This is a genomic window from Paenibacillus sp. ICGEB2008 (genome assembly GCF_000307675.1).
GTDB lineage: Bacteria > Bacillota > Bacilli > Paenibacillales > Paenibacillaceae > Paenibacillus > Paenibacillus polymyxa.
Genome location: NZ_AMQU01000001.1, coordinates 88,670 through 112,763, shown reverse-complemented (window position 1 = coordinate 112,763; position 24,094 = coordinate 88,670). Strand labels below are relative to the sequence as shown.

Sequence of the window (24,094 nt, the reverse complement as noted above, 5' to 3'; positions counted from 1 at the left end):
GGTTTTTTCTAAATGAATGTCCAAAGAGCACAAGAAATAGCGTCCTCTTCCATCATGGCAAATGTGTTGTGCGATGGGTTACCCATCTACATTCAGCATGTGAACGAACAACGTGAGACGGCACGAATCTATGCGCTGAACAATCCGGAAGAGGAACGGGAAGTGCCTTTGTACGCGTTAACAGAACGAGATCAAACCCTTGAATAGAAAGGAGCGATATGAAAAGTGAAACCCAATCAACAGAAAGAAATCGAGGCAGATCGTTTGAATTTTCGTGATCAGACGGACGATGTGGTCAGAGAAGTACCGGCCACAACAGATGCCAGCGAAGCTGTTGCAGCAATGACCTCGCATATCAATAAATATGATGTACCAGATGAGTTGGAAGAAGAATAGGGAGTGGACAAGCGCGCACAGGATAACCTGTTGCGTGCTTTTTATATGACGTATAATTGGATCGTATCGAACAAAAAGTATTCAATGCCCAAACGTACAAGTGAAGCTGCCCGTGTGTACGTTTTTTTCTTTTCGTTTTTTTGTAAAATAAGTTATACATGATTTCTGTTCAAACGAAATGGACCAGCTGCTCATAGCGGCATTGTCTCTAATAAGTTGAAAAGCATGAATTCAGAATTGTAGGAGGGAATTATGAACGATGAATTCAATGTACAGGTTCAAAATCTAGATCCGGAAATAAGTGCAGGTGAAGTTGAGAACAAGGACATTTCGAAAATATTAACTATTATATGGATTTTTATAATTTATAGTGAGTCTGTCATTCTTCAACATTTGTTCGGTGGTTTATATCTGCTGCAAAGTTCCTTGTTTACTGTAATCATCATATTGCACATCCTCTTGTACTTGCATGCTCATAGAGTTGCAAAATATTTTTCATGGGCTTATTTTGTTGTACAAGGGGGCTTGATCTTTGCAAGTGCATTTCTTCTACCTGACAGTTTCTCCATAGTACTGGTGGGGCTAATGCCCGTTTTGGTGGGTCAGAGTATAGGTATTTATTATAAGCCGCTCAAGGTTATTCTTGTATTTTTGATCTCCTATGTGCTTTTTTGTGTGGCTGTGGTCTCTCACAATGAGGGCAGGCAATTTGTGTTGTTCATCCCGCTATTTTTTCTAATTGTCGTTGTTATAGTAGCTTATGCGGTTCTTTTTCTCAAACAAGTCAAAGCACGAATCCGCACGCAAAATGTTCTGAAAGAGCTTGAAGCCGCACATCAAAAGGTGGAAGAACTTACAATTGCCAATGAACGACAACGTATGGCTCGTGATCTGCATGATACGCTGGCTCAAGGGCTTGCTGGGCTAATCATGCAGCTTGAAGCCATTGATGCTCATCTGACAAAAGGAAGTACGCAAAGGGCTCAGGAGATCGTCCAACAATCGATGTCACAAGTGCGAAGAACATTGTCTGATTCGAGACGAGCTATAGACAATCTGCGTTCGAAAACCATCTCGGAGGTTGATTTTGCAGAGGCCGTGGAGGAAGAAATACAGCGATTTACTATGGCTACGAGCATTCGAGTAATACGCAACATCAAAATTAAAGCTTCCGTCCCCAGACTGTTGTTCGAACATGGATTGTTTATAATAAGCGAATGTTTAACCAATGTAGCGAAGCATTCACATGCGAATACCGTATGGATTCATATTTTAGATAACGAAGGCAAGATTGAAATCGAGATTCGCGATGATGGCAAAGGATTTGATAAGGATATTATTGCCAAGCAGACAGGACATTACGGAATTATAGGTATGCATGAACGTGTACGGATGCTGGGTGGAAACATAAATATCAACAGTATAGTTCAAGAAGGTACAGCTATAAAAATAGAGGCGCCTCTTACTAAAGGAGACCTATCATGAAATACAAGATTTTAATCGTCGATGATCATTGGGTCGTTAGAGAAGGGTTAAAGCTGGTGTTGGAGACCAATGACAGCTATGAAGTTATTGGTGAAGCCGGAGAAGGTACAACAGCTCTTAAACTGATCGAAGAACTCCAACCGGATGTCATATTGTTGGATTTATATATGCCACAAATGAGTGGTTTGGAAACTATGAAAGCCCTCAGAGAAAAACAAAATGAAACGCCAGTCATTATCCTGACTACCTATAACGAAGATGATCTCATGATTAAAGGACTTTCTTTAGGGGCAAAGGGATATTTATTAAAAGATACCAGTCGGGAAAACTTATTTCGCACGATTGAGTCAGCACTTAGAGGCGAAACGTTGCTTCAGCCAGAAATAACAGCTAGGGTGTTCGCTGCAACGAATAAGAAAGAAGCCAAGCCAGAGCCGCACGAAAGCAGCTTAGTTCTTACTGATAAGGAAAGGCACATATTAAAGTCGGTTGCACACGGTTTTAAAAGCAAAGAAATTGCCTTTGATATGGGAATTTCCGAGCGTACCGTCAAAGCGCATTTAACGAATATTTATAACAAGCTTGGTGTTGATTCTAGATCCGAAGCCGTTGCTGTTTCGTTGGAGCGTGGTATTTTACAGCTTTAGAGATGTTAACTAAATATATGTTATTTCATTGCCCAGTCGTACATAAGGTGCTTGCCCCTTTGTACGATTTTTTTGTGTGTTCATTGTTATAACATGAAACAAGAAATGAAAAAGTTTACTTGACCCACGGGTTGCTGATAGCACCTTTAGAAGAGAGAATCAGGGAGGATGACATGAAGTTGAAGAGAAAAGAAATCAGGATCATGATTACAGGGATTGCATTAGCTATAGTAGCTTCCGGTTGCTCCAGTGCAACGGAGAACTCTGTAACACAAGCCAGTCACCCAGTAAAAGTAGAGAAACTTGTAATGAAACCTTTAGCCAATGATTTTAATTTGGCGGGAACATTGCAGGCAAGTAATGAAGCTAGTGTTTCCTTTGAAGCGGATGGACGTATATTGAACACTATGGTGGAGGTAGGGGACTCCGTAGAAAAAGGGAGCGTCCTTGCGAAGTTGGATACATCTGCTTACCAGTTGCAACTGGATCGGGCCAAGGCAACCATGGAGAAGGCAAAGGCTGGTCTTAGCCAAGCGGAGGCTTCTGTTCAATCGGCACAGGCGGGTATTCATAGTTCGCAATCCCAGGTCGATGCGGCCCAATCGAAATTGCAGGAATTGAACAATGGCGCCAAAAAACAGGAAATTGCCCAGTCACAAAATGCGGTTACTGCGGCAACCAATGCTTACAATAAGAAAAAGGCGGATGCCGCACGGACGCAGAGCCTGTTCCAGGCAGGCGCAGCATCATTGTCGGAAAATGAGAATGCACAGCTGGAATTAACGAATGCACAAAAAAGTTTAAGTGACGCACAAGAGCAGCTGTCTCTCTTGCTTGCAGGCGCCTCGCAGGAACAACGTACCCAGGCTTCAGCTGGTATAGAGCAGGCCAGAGCAGGGCTGGAGACCGCTATTGCTACGAAACAGCAAGGGCTAGCCAGTAAAGCTCAAGCGCAGGCTACCTATGAGGATGCATTGGCTGCTTATGAACAGTCATCCTTGTCACTTAAAAAAGCGACTTTAACCTCCCCGATCACTGGCGTGGTCATTGAAAAAAAAGTAGCCGATGGTCAACTGGGTTCCAGTGGAAGTGAGGCATTCATTGTCGGGAATATCAAGACCTTAAAAGTACTTCTGCCCGTACCGGATAGCGAAATCTTATCATGGAAGAAAAACCAAAAAGTAAATATTTCTCTCTATGATGAAATTAGAACAGGGACTGTTACTCAGATCTATCCATCCACGAATACCAAAACGGGCAGTATTAATGTGGAAGTCAGCATTCCTAATCCTGAACTGAATTGGAAACCTGGTCAAGTCATCAGCGCATCTAAAAGTGTGAATCAAGCGGAAGCACTGTTAGTGCCTGTGGAAGCCGTGATTAGCAATGGAAGTGACCCTTATATATTTAAAGCTGTGAATGGTAAGGCTGTTAAAACCACGATTAAAGTGGGAAAAGTGACGAATAATCAATTCGAAGTTCTCTCCGGACTACAGGCAGGCGATCAAATCGTTACACAAGGAGCAGGAACCTTATTTAATGGCGATTTAATTGGGAATGATGTGCTTGGGAAAGCGGAGGAGTCGTCCGAATGATTAAATATATTGTTAAAAAGCAGAAAATTACGCTTATTTTCTTTGGCATGTGCATACTGCTAGGGCTCTTCAATTTTACATCATTACCCAAACAGGAGCAGCCTGATGTTATTCCTATGACAGCTAGTGTTACAACGATCTATCCGGGTGCCTCACCTGAAAGAATCGAGCAAACCATTACTAAGATCATGGAACAGAAAATTAAAGCAGTACAAGGTGTCAAAACGATTTCCTCTACTTCATCGAAAGGCCAATCCAGTATCATCATAGAAGCTTTGAATGATGCGGACCCGACCAAAGTATGGGCTGATCTTCGTACAAAGGTGCAGGATGCACAATCTGAGCTTCCAGAGGACGCGATGCAGCCTATGATCAATGATAGCATGACTAGCTCTTTCATTGGTTCATATGCGATTACTTCTGATAAGGTGGAGGATTTATATTCGTTAAATGAATTAATGAACAAATGGAAAGATCAATTAAAAACAGTCCCTGGTATTTCGCAGGTCAATATTCAAGGAGTACCCGAGCAAGAGGTACGAGTTAGTTTAGACACGCAAAAGATGCAACAATATAACCTCTCCTGGGAGCAGGTTGTCCAAGCGATCAAGGATGAGAATGATAGAGTTCCTACAGGAAGTATGGATTTCAATGAGCGTACTTATCAGCTGACGGTAAATGCCTCAACGGACCCATCGATTCTGAATAATGTCCAGATTTCAAGCAATGACGATGGATTTCCGATATCTTTGAAGGATATAGGTACTGCCTCGCTTGTTTTTAAAAAAGCAGCTAGTTATACGTATGTGAATACCAAGCCTGCTATTTCGATCAGTGTGAGTGGAGATATAGGCACAGACGTGCCTACAGTTTCCAAGGCAACAACAGCTAAAATCAATGAACTTGCGAGCAGTTTGCCGAAGAATGTACATTTTGAACTGCTTTTTGCACAAAATGATCGAGTGAGTGAAATATTTGGAAATCTGACCAAAGAGATGATTATTGCTATTTTATCGGTCATTGTGATATGTACTTTAGGTTTGAATTTGCTAACTTCTGCATTTGTAGCGTTGGCCATTCCTGTTTCCATCGCCATCGGCTTTATTTTCTTGCCCATGACAGGAACTACGCTGAATCAAATATCAGTCATCGGACTCATCATCGTGCTAGGGATATTGGTTGATGATGCGGTCGTGGTCAATGACAACATTGAACGCCGACGCTCTGAATTTGGGGAAAATGCTACGGAGGCAGCCATTAAAGGAACCAAAGAGGTGTCCTTATCGATCATTACAGCTACGCTAGCTACGGTTGCAGCATTTGCCCCGCTGTTATTCCTGCCGGGTAATATCGGAGACTTTATTAAACCGATCCCTACCGTTATTTCGTTAACCATGCTGGCTTCCATGATTATGTCACTAACGATTATTCCTATTTTCCGCCAATGGTATGATCAACGTCGTAAAGGAAAAGAGAGGAACCAAACCGTTAAGCCACCTGGGCTTCTGGGGCATCAAATCCAGTCTCTATCCAATGTGTACTCTAAAAACTGGATGCCAAGAATACTACGGCGTCCACTTTTAACAGCGCTGGTTGGTCTTATGATTGGTACAGCCGCTTATGGACTACTTGCGGTTGTTCCCATTCAACTATTCCCAGAATCCGATCAAGCAGATGCCACCATCAGCGTAACGATGCCAGAAGGAACGTCGTTGCAGGCAACCAATCGGGTTATTAACGAGATTGGCATGTGGGTCAAAAAACAACCAGAAACAGAACGGCTGTCGGCAACGGCAGGTGGAGGAGCGCCTCAGATGTATAGCGATGTTGCAGGCGGTCACGGCTCCGGGGGAGCGGTCAACGGTCAACTTGCTGTCGTTGGAAAAGAGGGGCTATTCGATCTCCAAAAAACAGTGGATAGCTGGACTCATACGCTTCAAGCCAAATATCCATCTGCATTGATCAGCATTCGGGTTCCTCAATTAGGTATCCCGGTCGGCAGTGCGGTGTCTATCCGTATGAAGGGAGAAGACATCGATAAACTGCAAAACATGACAGCTAAAGTCAAAGAAATGGTTGCGGCGACCCCCGGAGCTGTTGATGTGACCGATAATATGGGAATGCAAAGCTATAATCTGAATTTCCAAGTCAATCCACAAGCATTGGATAAATATCGGGTTAGCTATTCCAATTTGACACGTACGCTGCTGTTAATGGGTGACGGAGTTAATGTAACGGATTTTGATACAGGTAAGGAACTACTGGATATCAATATATACATGAATAAACCAAACGATGATCCTGAGGTATTGTTCCAGCAATTAAGTGTAACCAATGCGGCAAAAGAGCAAATTCCCTTATCCCAGTTAGTCACGATGAAACCGGACTTTTCCATTCAGCAAATCCACCGCTATGATTTGGAGCGGACAGTAACGATCTCAGCCAATGCAAATGGGCGTACGGCTACAGAACTCACTAATGACATCCGTAGCAAACTAACCCATACACAGTTTGAACCAGGCTATACCTGGGAGATGGGCGGAGAAACATCCGCGCAATCTGATATTTTTACAGATTTGGGCAAGTTAGCTATTATTGTTGTGTTTCTCATCCTACTCTTGATCACGATGCAGTTTTACTCCGTCTCCACACCGCTCATTATTATGACCACTGTGTATCTGGCAGCGGCAGGCGGAATTCTTGGAAGCTTTATTTCAGGCATGCCAATTGGATTCATGAGTATTATGGGTATCATTTCACTGGCCGGTATCGTCGTGCGCAACGGTATTGTGTTGATAGAGTTTATTGAAGATGCGCGGCGTGAAGGAGCCGAACTGACAGACGCAATTCTTATGGCATGTTCTGCCCGTTTCCGTCCGATCTTGCTTACTTCGCTAACTGCGATTGTGGGTATGATCCCTATTGCCACAATAGGGGAAATCCTCTTCAAACCGTTGGCAACGACCATTATTTTTGGACTGATCTTTTCGACCATTTTAACCTTGTTTGTTGTACCGACTCTGTATATGGTCGTAGCTCATCTGAAGCTGAAGCGGAAGCAGAAGCAGGAAAAGTCTATAAATACCGATAGCTCATTGACCATGTAGGTAAATACAGATAAGAATATACTGCAATTTTTCTTATAAATACGGATCGTACATGAGGCGAATGTCTTTATGTACGATCTTTTTATTTGTTGACAGAGTCAACAAATATCATTACTATAATTGTTGCAAAAGTCCACTAAATAGGGGGAGTTATGGTCAATATCGATGCTAATATCATAGCGGATATGAGGCGTTTTAATCGGTTCTATACGAATTTACTTGGTGTTTTAGACAGACATGTGCTGGATAGCGGATATTCCTTTACCGAGGCACGTGTCATTATAGAGATCGGGTTGATCGAACCGTGTATTGCGAATACTCTGGTCGAATCTCTTCAAATTGATCGCAGCTATATGAGCAGGATCATTGCTAAATTTTGCAAAGAGGGCTTTCTTGTTAAGGAAAATTCAACGTTGGATAATAGAACAAATCTAATTCGTCTGACACCCAAAGGAAAAACGTTCTACAACCAATTGAATGAAAGATCTGATGAACAAATTCTAAGATTAGTTCAAGGACTTTCAGAAGAAGAGATTACAGAATTACATGCATCTATGTTGTTAATTCAGAAGAAATTGGATATTTCGGAGAGGATACAGAATGATACGATTTGAATGCGACTATACCGAAGGTGCTCATGAGCGTATTTTAAAGCGACTACTGGAGACGAATGAGGAACAAACCCCAGGCTATGGTGTGGACGATCATTGTGAAAAAGCCAAATCTTATATTAAAAAAGCATGTGACTCCGAAAATGCGGATGTACACTTTTTGGTTGGAGGTACACAGACCAATACAACGGTCATTTCTTCGATTTTGCGTCCGCATCAAGGCGTCATTGCGGCAACTTCTGGGCATATTGCTGTGCATGAGACCGGAGCAATTGAGGCTACTGGACATAAAGTACTGACATTGCCAAGCGAGGATGGGAAAATCCGGGGTGAACAGGTAAAGGAACTGTACGACGCTCACTGGAGTGATTCTGCTCCTGAGCATTGTGTACAGCCCGGGATGGTTTATATTTCTCAACCTACCGAGAATGGAACGATTTATAGCCGATCCGAGCTGGAAGTGCTAAGTGGAGTGTGTCATGAATGTGGTTTACCACTGTTTATAGACGGGGCCCGTTTAGGCTATGGTTTGGTTGCAGAGGATAGTGATGCATCTTTGGCAGATATAGCCAAGCTGTGCGATGTGTTTTATATAGGCGGCACTAAAATTGGAGCAATGATGGGCGAAGCCGTAGTTATCCTAAATGATGCTTTGAAACAAGATTTCAGATACATGATCAAGCAAAAAGGAGGGCTGCTGGCTAAGGGGAGAATGCTGGGCATTCAGTTTGAAACGCTGTTTGAAGACGGTTTATACTTTGAGATTTCCAAACACGCCATAGATATGGCCATGCTGCTGCAAAAAGGATTATCCGAGCAAGGATTTTCTTTCCAATATCATTCCACAACCAATCAGCAGTTTCCGATTATAGCAGATCGTATATTACAGGCATTGAGCGAAAAATATACTTACTCCTTTTGGGAAAAGACTGATGATACCCATACTGCTGTTCGATTCTGCACCAGTTGGGCCACAAAGAAAGAAAATATTGAAATGCTGCTACAGGATATCAAAGCATTACAATAAAGATCATGGATAAACGATGAATATCATCTTGAAATTATAGAATGGATGATGTAATAGGCCATACTTCGTTGCATACATTGCAGCGAAGTATGGCTTTTTTGTTATGTAATTTACCTAATCCAAGTGGCTTGTCTTTAGTTCCATGAAAGAGCAAGCAGATATAAAAATGGAAAAACAAGACAAGAGTGGATGTATAAAATTAACGCCTAATTATTTACACTGAATACCTATCGAACCTGTTTACGGTATTGAAGAGGGGAGAGTCCGGTTATTTTTTTAAAGATTTTATTAAAATGTGAGGCATGACCGAAGCCGACATCCTCCGCAATGTGCTGGATTTTGTCTTTGGTAGTTCGCAGTCTGGTTTGAGCCGCCCTGACCCTCACTACGCGGATGTACTCGCTGAAATGAAAGCCAGTCAATTTTAGAAAGATGCGGCTTAGGTAAGCCGGACTAATAAAAAAGCAGGCGGCCACTTGTTCGAGAGTTAACGGCTCATTGAAATGGTCCTGAATAAAAGACGAGATTTCTGTGATTTTCTGATGCATGGGATGAGAGGAAACAAGTTCACTACGCTCGGCCGCTTCCGATCGGTGCACCAGGATAAGCATTTCCAGCAGCAAATGCTGTACACAGCGGTCATGCAGAGGCTGCTTATTCCTACATTCGGTATTCATTTGTAGGAACAGCCGTTCAACTTCGACTTGCTCTCTAGCCGGTAAGCGAAGCAACGCAGATTGCTGGTACGGCGGTAGATCCAGAATGTCATGATCCTGCTGTGGGAGAAACGTCGGGGAAAAATGAATCAAAATGCGTTCTGTTTCCTCCAATTGTGTACTGGCGGTAGAGTGTAAGTCATGAGGGAGGATGAATATCAGATCGCCCTTGCGAGCGGTGTATACCTTGCCGTTCATAAAGTAGATGCGTTCGCCCTGCAGCAAAAAATACAGCTCATAATTGTCATGAACATGAGGTCTGGGCATAACGGTGAAGCCGGTACGGTAGATGTGATGAATGGAGAATTGTTGTTCTCCGATGACATATTTGTCTTCCTTTATTTCATTCATGTGCTTCTTCCTTTGCAAATTAAGATAAGTAAGCGCATTCATATATCCATAGTATATATGACACCTGCCCACGGTAAAAGCAGAAAAGATTGATGAAAGGAGGTGAAGACACTTCTGAACGTCTCGGATCATTCTTTTATAAAAGTATGCGCTGATGTGAAAGAAAATCTTAGGGAGGAAACAGAATATGAGCAAGCAGCGTACATGGAGAAAGGTGCTATGCAATGTGGTTGTGGGTTCAATGTTGTTGACCTTGTGCCCACCATTGATCCAAGCAGAGACTGCGGTAGGGACAGAGATGGGGAAAGTGGAGAAAGTAGAAAATATAGCGACGAATATTCCGGCGTTTCCGGGGGCTGAAGGTGGCGGTAAATATGTTACCGGTGGACGCGGAGGTGAAGTATACGAAGTTACCACGCTGGCAGACTACGGCAAAGGTGAGCAGGTGATCCCCGGATCTCTTCGTGCAGCGGTCAGCTCCGATAATCGGACGGTCGTATTCCGGGTGGGTGGAACCATTCATCTGAAGGAGCCACTTAAAATCCTGGGCAACAACCTGACGGTTGCAGGTCAGACAGCTCCTGGCGACGGCATAACTGTAAGCGATTACACAACAGGGATTGATGCAGATAACGTCATTCTCCGTTACCTGCGTTTTCGATTAACTGATCGTTACCCCAGTGAGGATGACGCGTTAGGAGCCAGGTACCATAAAAACATTATGATTGATCACTGTTCCTTTAGCTGGTCGGTGGATGAGGTACTAAGTTTGTACGATAACGTGAATACGACAGTACAATGGTCTATTGCATCCGAAAGTATGCTAATGACTACGCACCAGAAAGGCCGCCACGGCTATGGCGGTATATGGGGTGGTCGGAATTCCACCTATCATCATAACTTGCTGGCTCACAATGCAAGCCGCAATCCACGGTTCCCAACTGATAAAAAACAAATCGACGCTGTGGAAATGACCAATAATGTCATATATAACTGGGGATTTTTCTCTTCCTACGGTGGCGGTGAAGGATCGTATAATGTGCTGAATAACTATTATAAGTATGGCCCCAACACATATAAGGACGTGCGGAGTCAAATCTTTGTAGACGTGGGGAGTAAAAAATATAAAACACGCATGTTTATTGGTGGCAACTACATGTACGGCAACGAATCGGTTACTAAGGACAACTGGCAGCTTGGAACATCCATTGGATCGATTATTGACCCTTCCACTCGTTTGGCAGAGCCGATTGAAGTCAGAGGGGAATACGACAACGGGATTTCACCGGATGCGTATGGTCCATATCAAGCGACAGATGCACAGACCGCATACACTGAGGTGCTTGCTGGTTCAGGAGCCACGCTGCCAAGAAGAGATGCGGTGGACGCCCGCATTATGAATGATGTGAAGAATGGAACGGGTGCGTTTATCAACTCCCCGCGTGAGGCAGGCTGGATTTACGATGATTATAGCGTAACCAACACGGAGCTTACTGACAGTGATCATGATGGCATGCCGGATGAATGGGAACGTGCCCATGGGCTGGATCCCAAAAATGCAGACGACCGCAACGGTCAGGAGCTTGCCGGTACAGGCGAGTATGCTCATTTTGCCAAGGGCTATACGAATCTGGAAGTTTATTTAAATGATCTCATTGAGAAGCTGTCCAATGGCAGTGAGGTGGATAATCCGGAGGCCTTCGTTCAGGTATCGGATGAAGGTGGACGTTCACTGAAGCATAACGATATTTTGGAAGCCGGACGTGATGCGACCATAACTGCAACGGCCAAGGATCAAGATGGCATTGCTCACGTTGAATTTGTCATTGACGGTAAACTTGCTGGAAAAGTAGAGGGTGCGCCTTATCAAATCAGTTGGAATCATGTGACGGACGGCACCCATTACATTATTGTACGGGTGACAGACCGCAAGAGGACTGCTACATTTTCCAATCCTGTCACCATCCATGTCAACACGACTGCACCAACGGGGAACTGGCTCAGCGAAGAGGTTGGCTCTGATGGTAACGATGGCTATATCAAAGGGCATACTCAGGTATTAAAAGAAGATGCAAACGGCAGCAGTATCCGACTGAAATCGGCGGGGGATATTGACGGAAAAGCTGATCTTTTCCATTATGCTTATCAGAAATGGGAGGGAGACGGTGAAATTACAGCTCGTGTGGAGAAGATTACCCCTGTGGATGATAATGCCGAGGCAGGGGTAATGATTCGTGAATCGCTGAAGCCTGGATCAAAAATGGCCTTTATGTCTTTAGCATTTGTTAAATATGGTAAACAGGGGATTCTTATCAGTCGTGATCAAACAGATGGTAAAACCACGCGTGCGTCAATGGAGACGTTTATTCCAACGCCATATTCGGTTCGTCTGGTGCGACAGGGACAAAAGCTTACCGGATGGGTATCCGCAGACGGTGTGACGAACTGGGAGAAGGTTGGTGAAACCGTTATAGATTTGCCGGATCATCAACCGCTATTGTTCGGGTTAGCTACTGATGCATCCAAACAACAAAATGAAGTGTGGAATTATAATACGTCGGAATTCAGCAATGTTAAGGTCCGCAAGCTAACAGACTCAGGAGGAACTTCTCCCACTAGTGTGGTTGTATCGACCTATGGCCCTGCTGACTACACCTCTCTCCAGGCAGCTATTGATGCAGTCCCTGACAACAGCAACACAAGGACTGTTATCCATCTCAAAAACGGTACGTACCGCGAAAAAGTAAAAGTAAATTCCTCCAAAAAAAATCTGAGTATTATCGGGGAAGATCGGGACAAAACGATCATTGCTTTTGATGATACGGCCAAGACCGTAGTGGACGGAAAAGAATTAGGAACGAGCAATAGCTATACTATGCGTGTGCAAAGTCCTGACTTTGTGTTGGAAAATGTGACGGTCGCCAACACAGAAGGGACCGGGCAGGTGCAGGCTGTAGCGTTATATGCCGAAGGTGATCGTGGAAAGTATCACAATGTCAAAATTACTGGCCTACAGGATACACTGCTCGTGAACCGTGGCAGACAATATTTTAAGGACAGTTACATCAGTGGCAGTGTAGATTTTATATTTGGCAATGCCCCTGCCGTGTTTGATAATTCGATCATACACAGCCTGCGTGCCGGATACGTAACAGCCGCTTCAACGGAAGAGAACCAGCCAGGTTTTGTATTTACTCAGTGTCGTCTGACAACCGAAGCTGGCTTGACAGGCAAGGTGGATCTTGGGCGACCATGGCGTCCTTACGCACATGTTACTTTTTTGAAAACCTATATGGATGACCATATCAAGCCAGGTGGTTGGAACAATTGGGGTAAGGAATCCAATGAGCAGACTGCAAGATTTGGAGAGTACGATAACTTTGGACCAGGTGCAGAAAGCAGCGGGCGTGTACCTTGGGCCAAACAGCTTACGGCTGACGAAGCAAACCAGTACACTGTTGAAGCTGTTCTGAGCGGGACAGATCATTGGAATTGGCGTCTATAATTGTATATTCAATAGATAAGCGGGGGATGCGCTTCAAGCGTTTTCCCCCGCTTATGTGCGTGTTTGTGAGCAATTTTGGATGTGATGCATACATAATCTAAAATTGAAACCATTTGTTTTTATGGTAAATATTTTATATATTGAATGAGGGAAGTGTGTAAATCATCAAGGACAAAACTAACATTTTTTCTTAAATACATTATGTTGTCGGAGGTGTAGGATGGCACGTGTGTTGGTTGTGATCACGCCTGCTGAAGGCCATGTTAACCCGTCATTAGGATTAATTAAGCAATTGGTCGATAGGGGAGAGGAAGTAGATTATGTGTGTTCAGAGGAATTTGGTACGAGAATTCAACAAACGGGAGCAAACCTGATCACCTATCCATTTAGTGTGGATGCATTTATTCACAATCCTGTATTAAAGCCGGCTGAATATAAACATCATTATCAATTCGTGAATATGATCGTTAAAGGTTTGATTGAACCGATTATTCCAAAGGTTATGAAAGCAATTGAAAATAAGGTGTATGATTATTTGATTTATGACTATTTGATGGGTTGGGGAGGCAAAATTATAGCAGAGAGGCTGGCAATACCTGCGGTATGTACGGTCTGTTCGTTTGCTTTCGTAGAGCCTCTGGGTTCTGATCAAGGCGGGGATGATCATGACATAAAAGTGAGAGCGCTTTATGATGATACGATGAAAGTAGTACATCAATTAGCTGATGAGTTTCAGGTTACCGTCCCTGCTATTGATGAACTCGATTCACATTCCCACAGCCTAAAGGTCGTGTATACAAGCCGTTATTTTCAACCGCAAGCTGAAAAGCTGGATGACAGCTATATTTTTGCAGGTCCATCTATTGTACCTCGTAAAGATGCGCCCTCTTTTCCGTTCGACCAGCTTCGTGTTTTGTATCCGCAGGTTGTTTATATATCATTGGGAACTATTCTTAATAGAGATTTGGAGTTTTACAAGCTTTGCTTTGAAGCATTTCGTGATTTGCCTGTGCAATTTGTACTCTCATCAGGCCAATATGCGGAGATGGAGTTATTGGCGGATGGTATCCCGGACAATTTTATGATCAAGCCCTATATTCCGCAACTGGAAATGCTCCAGCGTGTAGATGCATTTATCACACATGGGGGAATGAACAGTGCAAGCGAAGCCTTGTATTACAACGTGCCAATGGTTCTGGTTCCCATGACATCGGATCAGCCGCTTGTGGCCAATCGGGTCCAAGAGCTGGGAGCAGGGATTGCTGTGAATAAAAATGAGCTTACCCCTGCTATCTTAAAAGCTGCTTTGGTAGAGGTTTTAAATCAAGCCATCTATAAACAACAGGCGCATGTAATTGGCGAATCACTCCGTCAGGCTGGCGGTTATACGTATGCGGCCGATGCAATTATGAGCCGTTTCTCTACTATAGAAAAATAAGGTGCGTGTGCGTCAGCTCCTTATTATAACCAATTTGGGCTACGCATGGCAGGGTAGCATAATAAAGCAGCACGTAATCAGACTTTAGGTTCTCGTCCAGATTACGTGCTGTTTCTTTTATTGATGGTGCTCTATAGGCTGTGATTTATTTCTTGTAGAGCAGCCGATTGGTCAAACTCTAATTTTTTTGATATCGCCAGCAGACCAAGGCAACAGAGAATCAGGAATAAGCATATCCAATAGGAGTTTCGATAACCCATCCATTGAGCAAACAATCCGCCCATCAAGCTCCCCGCCAATCTTCCGATCGTTGTCGCATTGGAATACAGTGTCGAGGCGTATCCGGGCAGAGATGGCAACAAATCCTGCATATAGCTGATACCAATGGCTGATATCACTGCAACAAAGAAGGCTAGGAGAAGCTGTCCCGCAAATAGTTGCCACATCTCCGTAGACATAAGAACGAGGAGGTAATAGACAACGCCTGTTAAAGCCCCTAAAAATATAAGCAAACGGTTGGAGTATTTGGCTGCTAGTACGCCCAGCATGAGCATCAGGGGTATTTCTAAGATTGCGCAAATACTGGATACGAGGGCAACGTCATTCGTGTCACCTTTTAAATTGTGAATGATGAACAAGGAAATATTTAAACTATTCATCCAGTGAGACGTATAAAGCAGAGTAAGAACTACAAAAGGGATCAGAATTTTCATATTTTTATGTAATGTAATGTGATGAAGTGAAAGTTGATCCTTATTTTTAGCCTGAACAGGACGCTGCTTGATAAAAAAGAATAGAAGAACGGCAATAAGTACAAAAATAGAGGTCGTACCAACAAAAATACCTTTAAAGCCCGTATGTGCAATCAAGAAGGAACCCAAGAGCGGCCCGGTAATAAAGCCAAGAGAAAACATAGAACGAAGCGTTGAATTCGCAAAGGCATGATCCGCAGATTTACTGCGATCTACCGCTTCACGTGCACTGGCAAATAACTGCGGCATCCCAGGGGCGCCAATCGCTGTAAAGACCGTCATATAAATAAAAAGTACATAAAAGTTTTGGATTACAAGATATCCTGCAAAGGCGACAGCATTAAATAACGTACAAATCACTAAAATTTGTTTGCGATCCAATCCAGTATCGGAGCGTTTGGCAATAAGGGAGCTGATCCATATACCACAAATCAAAGTCACCGCTGTAAACACACCAAAGGTCCCCACCGATACGCCAAGTGTACTTGTAAAATATACAGCTAAAAAAGGTGCGCTTATGGAAATAGCCATACCTTGCAATAACATACAGATCATGAATAGTGGGTAGTTAGGGATAAAGAAAAGATTTTGAATACGCTTTAGCATTTCATTTTTACACCCCTTTAGATTTAGAAGCAGAACTTACATACCTATCCAACCTAAACTATATATGACTTTAGCATAATTTGTATATTTACATTGTATAAAATATTATATAATTTTTTTTTACTTTGATGAGCAACTCATATGCAAGGCCATATACAGACAAAGATATAAGATCAGGAGTGGGATGTAGATGTGTATGCGACTTTTCCTGTAGGATGTGCCTTAAAGGCTGAAGCGATCTATGAACTGCTTGATCAGTTCATTCAATGTTCCAGCGGCCTTCGTAGGAAGGCGGTGATCGGCTTTTTTAATGAAAACAAGCTCACTCTTCGGTAAATGCTGATGCAATATGTTGGCATATGGATGAAAGTGTTTATCCTCTTCACCATAAACGAGCAGAACAGGAAGATGGATTTCTCCTAGCCGTGAGGTACAGTTATACTTCAAGCTGTAACGATAATATTGTTCGACATTCCTAGGGTTTCCCTGCTTCGCGTCGTTGAGTAACTTGCGGAACAAAGATAATTGTTTCGTTTGTGACCAAGCATTAGAAAGCGCAATCGTACCGACTGCGCCGATTTTGGATAGCGCAATGCCCAAAGAAATTTTGTTTCTTAGTCGCCATTCGTTTACCTCCGACATTCCACTGACAACAATCCCTCCCCATGCCCGATCCGGATAAGTCAAGAGAAATTCAAGTACTATTGAACCTCCGGTAGAATATCCACACAAAAATACTTTATCCAAGCTCAACCGATCCATCAAATATTTAATATCCTGGGCGATGAGAGGGTAAGTAACCGTTTGTTCGGAAGGCTGACTTTTACCGTGTCCTCTGATATCAAAAGCTATAGTACGAAAATAGGGCGTTAGCCCTTGGATTTGGTATGTGAAATTTGAGCTTGTGAGTACCGGAGGGTGAATGAATAGGATGGCCGTTCCTTCTCCGGAATCTATATAGTGCATGAAATATTCGTGTATGTTTGTTGTGGTCATTGCTATGCTCTCTCCCTGAATGATTTTGATCTTAAATTTGGCTTATTAGATTCAAAAAATTCATGGAGTTGTAACTTTGAATGCAGGAGTTCTCTCTTTTCCCGAAGATCCAATGTAGGAATAATTTTTTTTTGTATATGAAAAAATAAGAGGATCAAGGGCACTGTTTTTCTAAGAAGGGGACACACACATGAGCATGAAAAATAAAGTTACCGTTGTACTAATGTTAAGTTTATTGTTGTTGATCTTGGGCTGTAGAGCGGACTCCAGTCAACAGCTAAAGCAACAGAGCGTGAACCCACATCACACAGCAAATCAAATGGGCAAAAAACCTGTCATTGTAATCTTGATTGATTCTTTAATGGATAAGCCTTTGCAAGAAGCGATTCAAGAAGGCCGTGCCCCCGCAATGCGATTTCTCCTTCATCAAGGGCAATATTTCCCGCAGGTAGTCAGCTCATTTCCCACAATGTCTGTGACCATCGACAGCACATTATTAACGGGGACGTATGCAGACCAACATCATGTGCCTGGGCTCGTTTGGTACAGTGATCAAAAGAAACGCATGATTCTCTACGGCAATGGTGCCAAAGAAGCCTTGAAAATCGACCAACTGCAAGTATTTAATGACGCTATTTACCAATTAAACCAAGTTCAATTGAACAAAAAAACGAAAACAATACATGAAGCATTAGCTGACAAAGGAAAAGAATCCGCGTCCATCAATGCTATTGTTTTTAGAGGAAGAACGGAACATTCCTTAAAGGTGCCTCGTTTTATTGCAAACAGTAACCGTGTGCCAGAACAAGTGAAAATAACAGGACCTAAATGGTTTTCATATGCAACTTTTGCTCAACTGGATCCGGGGAATAGCTGGAATACTTCTCCGTGGAAAAAACTTGGGATGAACGACGAATTTTCTGCAAAAGAAACCGCTTTTCTAATCAATCAAAAAAAACTTCCAAACCTAACCATCACATACTTTCCAGGGAATGATAATTTGGCGCATAGAAAAGGCCCGACTCAACTGGAGGGAATTGAAAAAGCCGATCAAGCGCTGCAAACTGTGTTGAACGCATACGGTTCTTGGGAAGAGGCTGTACAAAATGCTACATGGATCGTCTTGGGGGACAGTGGGCAAAGCGCGGTTTATAATGATCGACAGGCAGCCACTGTTGATATAAGGCCTCTTTTGGGCCATTACCGGATTGCAAAATTAAATCAACCCGTAAGAAGTGATGACCAAATCGTGATTGCCGCTAATGAACGGATGGCCTATATCTATGCAATTGACAATAACGTAGATTTGTCTGACGTGGTGAAGCTTTTACAGCATGAGAATAAGCTCGACATTATTGCTATGAAAGACGGTAAAAATAATATCCAGGTTACAAAGGGGAGAAATGGTAGCCTGTTTTCTTATCATCCCGGTGGAAAATTTACCGATGAATATGGACAATCATGGACATTATCGGGCGAAACGAATCTTGTGGATATTACGATCAATAACAACCGGATCAAATATGGAAAATATCCAGACGTTTTGGCGAGGCTACACGGGGCAATGAATTCACATGAAGGAAGATATGTTGTCGTTACGGTTCAACCTGGATATGAACTGGTTAGTGAAAGTTCCCCTACCCACATCGGAGGGGGAGCCCATGGATCGCTGCATGAACAAGATTCCCTTGTTCCACTAATTATTACTGGAACGAATACACGACCCAAAACACTGCGAATTGTGGATATAAAAGATTGGCTCCTGCAATTGGTGAATGAATAAGTATTGATCGTTCTTGATATTAAAATTGAGCTATATTAGTATATAAGCATGTAGTTATATAGGTGGAAGGGGGGCATATATTGGATCAACTAGGTTATGTAGCTGATCATTTAAAGCTATTGGGGGATAAAACCCGATTGATCATGTTATCCCTGCTAAGAGAAAGAGAATGGTGTGTTTGCGAATTTGTAGATATCTTTGATATGTCGCAGCCAGCAATTAGCCAACATTTGAGAAAATTAAAGTCGCAAGGAATTGTAAAAGAAGAACGGCGAAGTCAGTGGGTATACTATTCCTTAAACGTAGACGACAAACCGCATATTCAAGCTGTTCTTGAGAGCATGCCAGACTCCAAGCATATTTTGAAATCGCTGAATAAAGAGGAGCCAACAGCATTTTGTGGGCCGGATTCCTCAGCTTGTTCATCCTAAAGCCTATTCCGTTTATCTCTTTGTGGAATAACGGTGTTTTTAATATAAGTATATGTTTATAAGGTAATGTAATGGAGGTTTAGAACATTGATTTTGTTGGCATGCATTATATTCTTAGTTACTTTAGTATTGGTGATCTGGCAGCCTAAACATCTGTCCATTGGATGGTCTGCCTGCGGCGGTGCCATACTCGCCTTGCTGGTGGGTGTAGTGGATTTGCATGATGTTTGGGAAGTTACTCAAATTGTCTGGAATGCCACACTAGCTTTTGTCGCGATTATTCTGATTTCGTTAGTCCTTGATAAAATCGGCTTCTTCGAATGGGCAGCACTTCACATGGCACGGATAGCCCGTGGAAGCGGAACCCGGATGTTTGTCTATGTGAGCCTGCTGGGTGCCGTAGTTGCTGCCTTTTTTGCCAATGACGGTGCGGCCTTAATTTTGACACCAATTGTACTGGCGATGGTTCGGGCACTGAAATTGGATGAGAAAATGGTATTTCCTTTTATCATTGCGAGCGGATTTATTGCAGATACGACGTCGCTTCCGCTTGTAGTCAGCAACCTCGTTAATATTGTGTCAGCCGACTTTTTTGGAATCAGTTTTATGGAATATGCGAGTCGTATGATTGTACCTAATCTGTTTTCCTTATTGGCTAGTATCGTGGTACTGTATCTCTTTTTTCGCAAAAGAATTCCTAAAACGTTTGATACGACACAGTTAATCACGCCTGCAAATGCGATAAAAGATCCAAAGATGTTCCGTATGTCCTGGGTTGTTCTCACAATATTGTTGGTTGGCTACTTTGCAAGCGAATTTTTAGACATTCCCGTCTCGGTGGTGGCCGGTATCATTGCCATCTTTTTCTTGCTGATGGCTAGAAGAAGCCCTGTGGTACCCATGAAAGAAGTCATCAAGGGCGCTCCATGGGCCATCGTGTTTTTCTCTATCGGAATGTATGTGGTGGTGTATGGTGTGCGTAATGCCGGTTTGACGGATCTGCTGTCCCATGTGATTCAAGCGGCTGCTGATCAAGGTATGTTTGTGGCCACCATGGTCATGGGATTTATTGCGGCGATTATCTCGTCGGGTATGAATAACTTGCCTACGGTCATGATTAATGCGCTTGCCATTGATGCTACCCATACAACTGGTATAGTCAAAGAGGCACTGATTTATGCTAACGTTATAGGGTCGGATCTCGGACCGAAGATAACCCCAATTGGTTCGTTAGCCACCTTATTGTGGTTGCATGTGCTTCGTTCGAAAAACGTGAAAATTTCATGGGGGACTTATTTTAAAACAGGCATCGTCTTAACTATTCCTACACTTTTTATTACCCTACTGGGCTTATATCTGTGGTTAATCATTTCATAATGGACAATTGAAGGAGACGCTGATGATGGATAAGAAGACAATTTATTTTTTGTGCACTGGTAATTCTTGCCGCAGTCAAATGGCAGAAGGCTGGGCTAAACAATACTTGGGAGACCGTTGGAATGTATACAGTGCGGGCATTGAAGCACACGGCCTCAACCCTAAAGCGGTGCAAGCGATGAATGAAGTTGGGATGGATATTTCCGGTCAAACTTCAGATATTATTGATTCTGTTTTGCTGAATAGTGCGGATTTAGTTGTGACCTTATGCGCAGATGCTGCCGATAAATGTCCTACTACACCTCCGTACGTGCGCCGCGAACATTGGGGATTTGATGATCCGGCTAAAGCACAAGGAACAGAAGAAGAGAAATGGAGTGTATTCCAGCGTGTACGGGATGAAGTCGGGGCTCGTATTCGCAAATTTGCGGAGACTGGTGAATAAACCAGTGCACGGCTTAGGAAGGGCGAACTCAGGCATACTTCCTTAAAAGGTCGGTGTTTGTTTGGCATTTTTGAAATAGAAGATCTTCATGTTAATGAAAAAGGGTTAAAGCTCGTTAGACGACACTTAACCCTTTTTATTTTACAGACGAGACTCTATCCTTTTATAGGCTCGTGCATAGGTGCTGATGGTGCCCCTTGCATAGATAACCCGCCGCCAGTTGAGCTTACTGGAATAACGGGATGTGGCGATCCCTTTTCAGAAGCAGCGCCTGCAGTCTGCTTGGTCAGCTTCTGTTTTTCCCACAGTGCTCTGGCGATCACCAGCATGGAGAGTACACCGACATATAGTAACAAAGATCCGAGTTCCGGAAGCATCTCTTGAAAAGATGCACCGCGCAGTCCCATGGTGCGGAGGAATTTGTACATCCATACGAAGGGAAAGAAATCACCGATTTGAATCGCTAAAGGTGGAAACAGTGATCTGGAAAGAACGGCCCCCGATAGTACAAAAGCAGGCATGAGCACCATCACCATTCTGCCAATGGCAATCCCCGGATGTGCAGCGCCCCATGCAACCAGAACATTGAAGCATACGGTACCGAATACATACAGGACAACCGGAATCATGAAGAGGATCGGATTGGCTTCGAAACGACCTCCCCCAAACATTTTAAGCATCCCGAGAGAGAAGATTAAGCCAGCCGTCGAAAACAGCGTATAAGGAAGAATACGCAGTAGGATGTTGAACGGATTTTGCAATTCGGCAGCCAGTCTCTTGGAAACCCTTAGTCTGGCGACGATAGGTAAGCTATTGATATTGAGTATCATAAAAGAGAACATACAAGTGAATGCAAGTATCGTCGTATTCTGATAATCATTGGTTGGGTTAAACAGGGAACGCACCTCCAAGGCAATACCATTGAGAGCTCCCTGAGCCTGTTCGGCGTTCATCCCCGTTTTCAACATAGCTGGAACAGACAGTTCCATATTCTCAGAAACGCTAATTTCCTGCATAGCTGTACGAATGGAAGTAATAGATTGAACGTTGGTATTATCAAGAATGAGACCCACGCGACTGGAAAGGGAACGATGGTGATTGTCCTCTAAACCGTGCGGCAGGGAAATAACGGCTAAATATTTTTCGTGATAAAAATACTGCTCAGGGTTGTCCGTAAACGAAACAATCTCTGCTACGTTCATATATGGAGAAGCATCTATCTTCTGGATCAACTCACGGCTGTAGGCTGTGTTGTCCTGATCCACCACTACCACGTTAGCATCGTTAATTTGGCTGCTTGGGAGCAGCAGGGAGTACCCCAGCACTGCAATCAGCGGGAAGATGATAGCTATGATCGGATACTTGGAGTGAACCAGATACGTCCATTCATCACGAAGTGATTTCATTCGTATTCACCTCAACTGTCATGCCTGGTAGCAAAGCGGCTTCTCTTGTTACATATACACGTACTTGGAATGTGGCGGTATCTGCCTCACCTTTTTCACGGGACATCTTTACATTAGCGAATTGCGGCGCAGCGGTCACATAACGTACGGTACCTTTCAAGTCCTTGTTGAGAGCAGATACTCGGGTTTTAACTTCTTGAGTGGCCTTGAATTTACCCGCTTGTTCCTCATTGACATACAGATCGTAATATAAATCGTTGGTTTCCAGGGTAATCACAGGCGCTCCTTGCGCGACATTTTCCCCGACTTTTGTACTAATCGAAGTAACCTTGCCATCCTGTGGTGCCTTTAATACCAGTCTCTCTTTTTTGAGCAGCAATGTTTTAAGCTGAACTTCCTGTGTGTCTTTTTGTTGCCTTAAAAGGTCGATAGCCAACTTCTGATCTGCCAACTGTTGACGGCTTTGCTGAATGGTTTCCAGTTGGGTTCTGGAACGATCGACGGACAATTGGGCACCACGGATTTCCTCCTCGGCTTGTTTTACCGCAACCGCTGCTTGTGTGGTCTGTTCACTGGCCTGCATACGTTCTTCAGGAGTAGCGCCATGGAGCAGCTTTTGAAGAGACTCCTTTTGCTGGCTCAACTGATTTGTCGCTAAAGTCAATGAGGATTCAGCATCATCCAACACTGCTTTGGATGCACTTCCTGCATCATAAAGTGCTTTATTACGTTTGTAGTTAGTCTGAGCCGTCTGAACGTTTTTGGTGGCAGAAGCTACGGCAATTCGTTGCTGCTGAACATCTTCATCCCGAGCACCATTATTGACCTGTTGTTCCGCAGCAGTGGCTTGACGCTCAACTGCCTGTGCCCGCAGCAGTGCCGCTTGGCTTTTGCTCTCAGTGACTTGAGCTTGCGCGATATCCAGCTGTGCTTGTTTTTCCTGAGTTGTTGCTCGTGTGTACCCTAATTGGATGGATTGTTGCTGTTGGCTGATCTGTGTATTGAACTGCGCAATTTGTGTCCGCAGCTGCTCAATTTGCAAATCCACATCTTTGGAATCCAAAGCCATAAGGACAGTTCCTTTTTTCACTTTCGTTTCTTCTGTTACCGGGATGTTTAGGACTTTGCCGCCTACTTGTTCAAAAGATACACGAATGCTATCAGCATTGAGCGTTGTGCCTTTAACGGATCGCGAAGCAGTGACTTGATCTTGTCCGTTAGTCTGAAGCAGGAACCCCCCGCCGATCAGACAGGCAATAGAAATGACAGGGATGATAAGGCTGGTGACTTGTGTGCGATTCATGGGTAATATGCTCCTTAAGTTCATAAAATGGATTCAACCTAGACTCGAATAAATATCCTGATTATGTACATTTTATTTATTCTATTATTCAATAATTTAGATGTTAGCCGGCTAACT

19 protein-coding genes are annotated in these 24,094 nt (G+C 43.4%); 14 read left to right on the top strand and 5 right to left on the bottom strand.

The features are described 5' to 3' along the window. The first annotated feature begins 12 nt into the window (after window positions 1-12). The 8 genes from C400_RS0100495 to C400_RS0100460 all read left to right on the top strand — a co-directional run bounded on the left by C400_RS0100495 (window position 13) and on the right by C400_RS0100460 (window position 8,868). Window positions 13-207: an H-type small acid-soluble spore protein gene (locus tag C400_RS0100495; RefSeq protein ID WP_016820419.1), complete on the top strand. Its 195-nt coding sequence runs from the start codon at window positions 13-15 to the stop codon at window positions 205-207. 18 nt (window positions 208-225) lie between these two features. Beyond that, window positions 226-396 (top strand): hypothetical protein, encoded by a 171-nt coding sequence (locus tag C400_RS27235; protein ID WP_013373210.1) that lies wholly within the window; start codon window positions 226-228, stop codon window positions 394-396. 252 nt (window positions 397-648) lie between these two features. After that, on the top strand, window positions 649-1,881 hold the full coding sequence (locus C400_RS0100485; RefSeq protein ID WP_017425605.1) for a sensor histidine kinase: 1,233 nt from the start codon (window positions 649-651) through the stop codon (window positions 1,879-1,881). Continuing rightward, window positions 1,878-2,528 carry a response regulator gene (locus C400_RS0100480; protein ID WP_016820417.1) on the top strand — a complete coding sequence of 217 codons (651 nt, stop codon included), beginning with the start codon at window positions 1,878-1,880 and terminating at the stop codon, window positions 2,526-2,528. Before C400_RS0100485 ends, C400_RS0100480 begins: the two co-directional genes overlap by 4 nt. Window positions 2,529-2,701: 173 nt before the next feature. Then, window positions 2,702-4,123: an efflux RND transporter periplasmic adaptor subunit gene (locus C400_RS0100475; protein WP_017425604.1), complete on the top strand. Its 1,422-nt coding sequence runs from the start codon at window positions 2,702-2,704 to the stop codon at window positions 4,121-4,123. Next, window positions 4,120-7,230 carry an efflux RND transporter permease subunit gene (locus C400_RS0100470; protein ID WP_017425603.1) on the top strand — a complete coding sequence of 1,037 codons (3,111 nt, stop codon included), beginning with the start codon at window positions 4,120-4,122 and terminating at the stop codon, window positions 7,228-7,230. Before C400_RS0100475 ends, C400_RS0100470 begins: the two co-directional genes overlap by 4 nt. 152 nt (window positions 7,231-7,382) lie before the next feature. Next, window positions 7,383-7,844 (top strand): MarR family winged helix-turn-helix transcriptional regulator, encoded by a 462-nt coding sequence (locus C400_RS0100465; protein WP_016820414.1) that lies wholly within the window; start codon window positions 7,383-7,385, stop codon window positions 7,842-7,844. After that, entirely contained in the window at window positions 7,831-8,868 is a 1,038-nt protein-coding gene (locus C400_RS0100460; protein ID WP_017425602.1) for a threonine aldolase family protein, read from the top strand. The genes C400_RS0100465 and C400_RS0100460 overlap by 14 nt, the downstream gene beginning before the upstream one ends. Before the next feature lie 227 nt (window positions 8,869-9,095). Here C400_RS0100460 and C400_RS0100455 read toward each other — a convergent pair whose 3' ends face one another. Next, window positions 9,096-9,935 carry a helix-turn-helix transcriptional regulator gene (locus tag C400_RS0100455; RefSeq protein ID WP_017425601.1) on the bottom strand — a complete coding sequence of 280 codons (840 nt, stop codon included), beginning with the start codon at window positions 9,933-9,935 and terminating at the stop codon, window positions 9,096-9,098. A gap of 187 nt (window positions 9,936-10,122) precedes the next feature. Between C400_RS0100455 and C400_RS0100450 the strand changes: the two genes are divergently transcribed. Together C400_RS0100450 and C400_RS0100445 are read left to right on the top strand one after the other, a co-directional pair. Beyond that, on the top strand, window positions 10,123-13,440 hold the full coding sequence (locus tag C400_RS0100450) for a pectinesterase family protein (RefSeq protein WP_017425600.1): 3,318 nt from the start codon (window positions 10,123-10,125) through the stop codon (window positions 13,438-13,440). 220 nt (window positions 13,441-13,660) lie between these two features. Beyond that, window positions 13,661-14,878, top strand: coding sequence for a macrolide family glycosyltransferase (locus C400_RS0100445; protein ID WP_017425599.1), 1,218 nt, complete (start codon window positions 13,661-13,663; stop codon window positions 14,876-14,878). Window positions 14,879-15,009: 131 nt separating this feature from the next. On the opposite strand, the gene C400_RS0100440 is transcribed toward C400_RS0100445, so the two are convergent. Continuing rightward, entirely contained in the window at window positions 15,010-16,236 is a 1,227-nt protein-coding gene (locus C400_RS0100440; protein WP_017425598.1) for a sugar efflux transporter, read from the bottom strand. Between the two features lie 222 nt (window positions 16,237-16,458). Next, on the bottom strand, window positions 16,459-17,232 hold the full coding sequence (locus C400_RS0100435) for an alpha/beta fold hydrolase (RefSeq protein ID WP_017425597.1): 774 nt from the start codon (window positions 17,230-17,232) through the stop codon (window positions 16,459-16,461). 190 nt (window positions 17,233-17,422) lie between these two features. Here C400_RS0100435 and C400_RS0100430 point away from each other — a divergent pair, with 190 nt between their 5' ends. From C400_RS0100430 to arsC, 4 genes are all read left to right on the top strand, one after another. Then, window positions 17,423-19,015: an alkaline phosphatase family protein gene (locus tag C400_RS0100430; RefSeq protein ID WP_017425596.1), complete on the top strand. Its 1,593-nt coding sequence runs from the start codon at window positions 17,423-17,425 to the stop codon at window positions 19,013-19,015. 80 nt (window positions 19,016-19,095) lie between these two features. Next, the gene (locus C400_RS0100425) at window positions 19,096-19,446 is read left to right on the top strand and encodes an ArsR/SmtB family transcription factor (protein WP_017425595.1); all 351 of its coding nucleotides are present in this window, start codon (window positions 19,096-19,098) and stop codon (window positions 19,444-19,446) included. A gap of 87 nt (window positions 19,447-19,533) precedes the next feature. Next, on the top strand, window positions 19,534-20,823 hold the full coding sequence (locus C400_RS0100420; RefSeq protein WP_017425594.1) for an arsenical efflux pump membrane protein ArsB: 1,290 nt from the start codon (window positions 19,534-19,536) through the stop codon (window positions 20,821-20,823). Window positions 20,824-20,848: 25 nt separating this feature from the next. Further along, window positions 20,849-21,268: an arsenate reductase (thioredoxin) gene (gene arsC, locus C400_RS0100415; protein WP_017425593.1), complete on the top strand. Its 420-nt coding sequence runs from the start codon at window positions 20,849-20,851 to the stop codon at window positions 21,266-21,268. 155 nt (window positions 21,269-21,423) lie between these two features. Here the strand turns inward: arsC and C400_RS0100410 are convergent, their stop codons facing one another. Both C400_RS0100410 and C400_RS0100405 read right to left on the bottom strand, forming a co-directional pair. Next, window positions 21,424-22,674, bottom strand: coding sequence for an ABC transporter permease (locus C400_RS0100410; RefSeq protein WP_017425592.1), 1,251 nt, complete (start codon window positions 22,672-22,674; stop codon window positions 21,424-21,426). Next, window positions 22,658-23,977: an HlyD family secretion protein gene (locus C400_RS0100405; protein ID WP_017425591.1), complete on the bottom strand. Its 1,320-nt coding sequence runs from the start codon at window positions 23,975-23,977 to the stop codon at window positions 22,658-22,660. Before C400_RS0100405 ends, C400_RS0100410 begins: the two co-directional genes overlap by 17 nt. Window positions 23,978-24,094 lie beyond the last annotated feature (117 nt).

Excerpts from the sequence above, each read along its gene's own strand:
- C400_RS0100495 (WP_016820419.1), top strand. The coding sequence starts at position 13 with ATGAATGTCCAAAGAGCACAAGAAATAGCGTCCTCTTCCATCATGGCA.
- C400_RS0100485 (WP_017425605.1), top strand. The coding sequence starts at position 649 with ATGAACGATGAATTCAATGTACAGGTTCAAAATCTAGATCCGGAAATA.
- C400_RS0100480 (WP_016820417.1), top strand. The coding sequence starts at position 1,878 with ATGAAATACAAGATTTTAATCGTCGATGATCATTGGGTCGTTAGAGAA.
- C400_RS0100475 (WP_017425604.1), top strand. The coding sequence starts at position 2,702 with ATGAAGTTGAAGAGAAAAGAAATCAGGATCATGATTACAGGGATTGCA.
- C400_RS0100470 (WP_017425603.1), top strand. The coding sequence starts at position 4,120 with ATGATTAAATATATTGTTAAAAAGCAGAAAATTACGCTTATTTTCTTT.
- C400_RS0100465 (WP_016820414.1), top strand. The coding sequence starts at position 7,383 with ATGGTCAATATCGATGCTAATATCATAGCGGATATGAGGCGTTTTAAT.
- C400_RS0100460 (WP_017425602.1), top strand. The coding sequence starts at position 7,831 with ATGATACGATTTGAATGCGACTATACCGAAGGTGCTCATGAGCGTATT.
- C400_RS0100455 (WP_017425601.1), bottom strand. The coding sequence starts at position 9,935 with ATGAATGAAATAAAGGAAGACAAATATGTCATCGGAGAACAACAATTC.
- C400_RS0100450 (WP_017425600.1), top strand. The coding sequence starts at position 10,123 with ATGAGCAAGCAGCGTACATGGAGAAAGGTGCTATGCAATGTGGTTGTG.
- C400_RS0100445 (WP_017425599.1), top strand. The coding sequence starts at position 13,661 with ATGGCACGTGTGTTGGTTGTGATCACGCCTGCTGAAGGCCATGTTAAC.
- C400_RS0100440 (WP_017425598.1), bottom strand. The coding sequence starts at position 16,236 with ATGCTAAAGCGTATTCAAAATCTTTTCTTTATCCCTAACTACCCACTA.
- C400_RS0100435 (WP_017425597.1), bottom strand. The coding sequence starts at position 17,232 with ATGACCACAACAAACATACACGAATATTTCATGCACTATATAGATTCC.
- C400_RS0100430 (WP_017425596.1), top strand. The coding sequence starts at position 17,423 with ATGAGCATGAAAAATAAAGTTACCGTTGTACTAATGTTAAGTTTATTG.
- arsC (WP_017425593.1), top strand. The coding sequence starts at position 20,849 with ATGGATAAGAAGACAATTTATTTTTTGTGCACTGGTAATTCTTGCCGC.
- C400_RS0100410 (WP_017425592.1), bottom strand. The coding sequence starts at position 22,674 with ATGAAATCACTTCGTGATGAATGGACGTATCTGGTTCACTCCAAGTAT.
- C400_RS0100405 (WP_017425591.1), bottom strand. The coding sequence starts at position 23,977 with ATGAATCGCACACAAGTCACCAGCCTTATCATCCCTGTCATTTCTATT.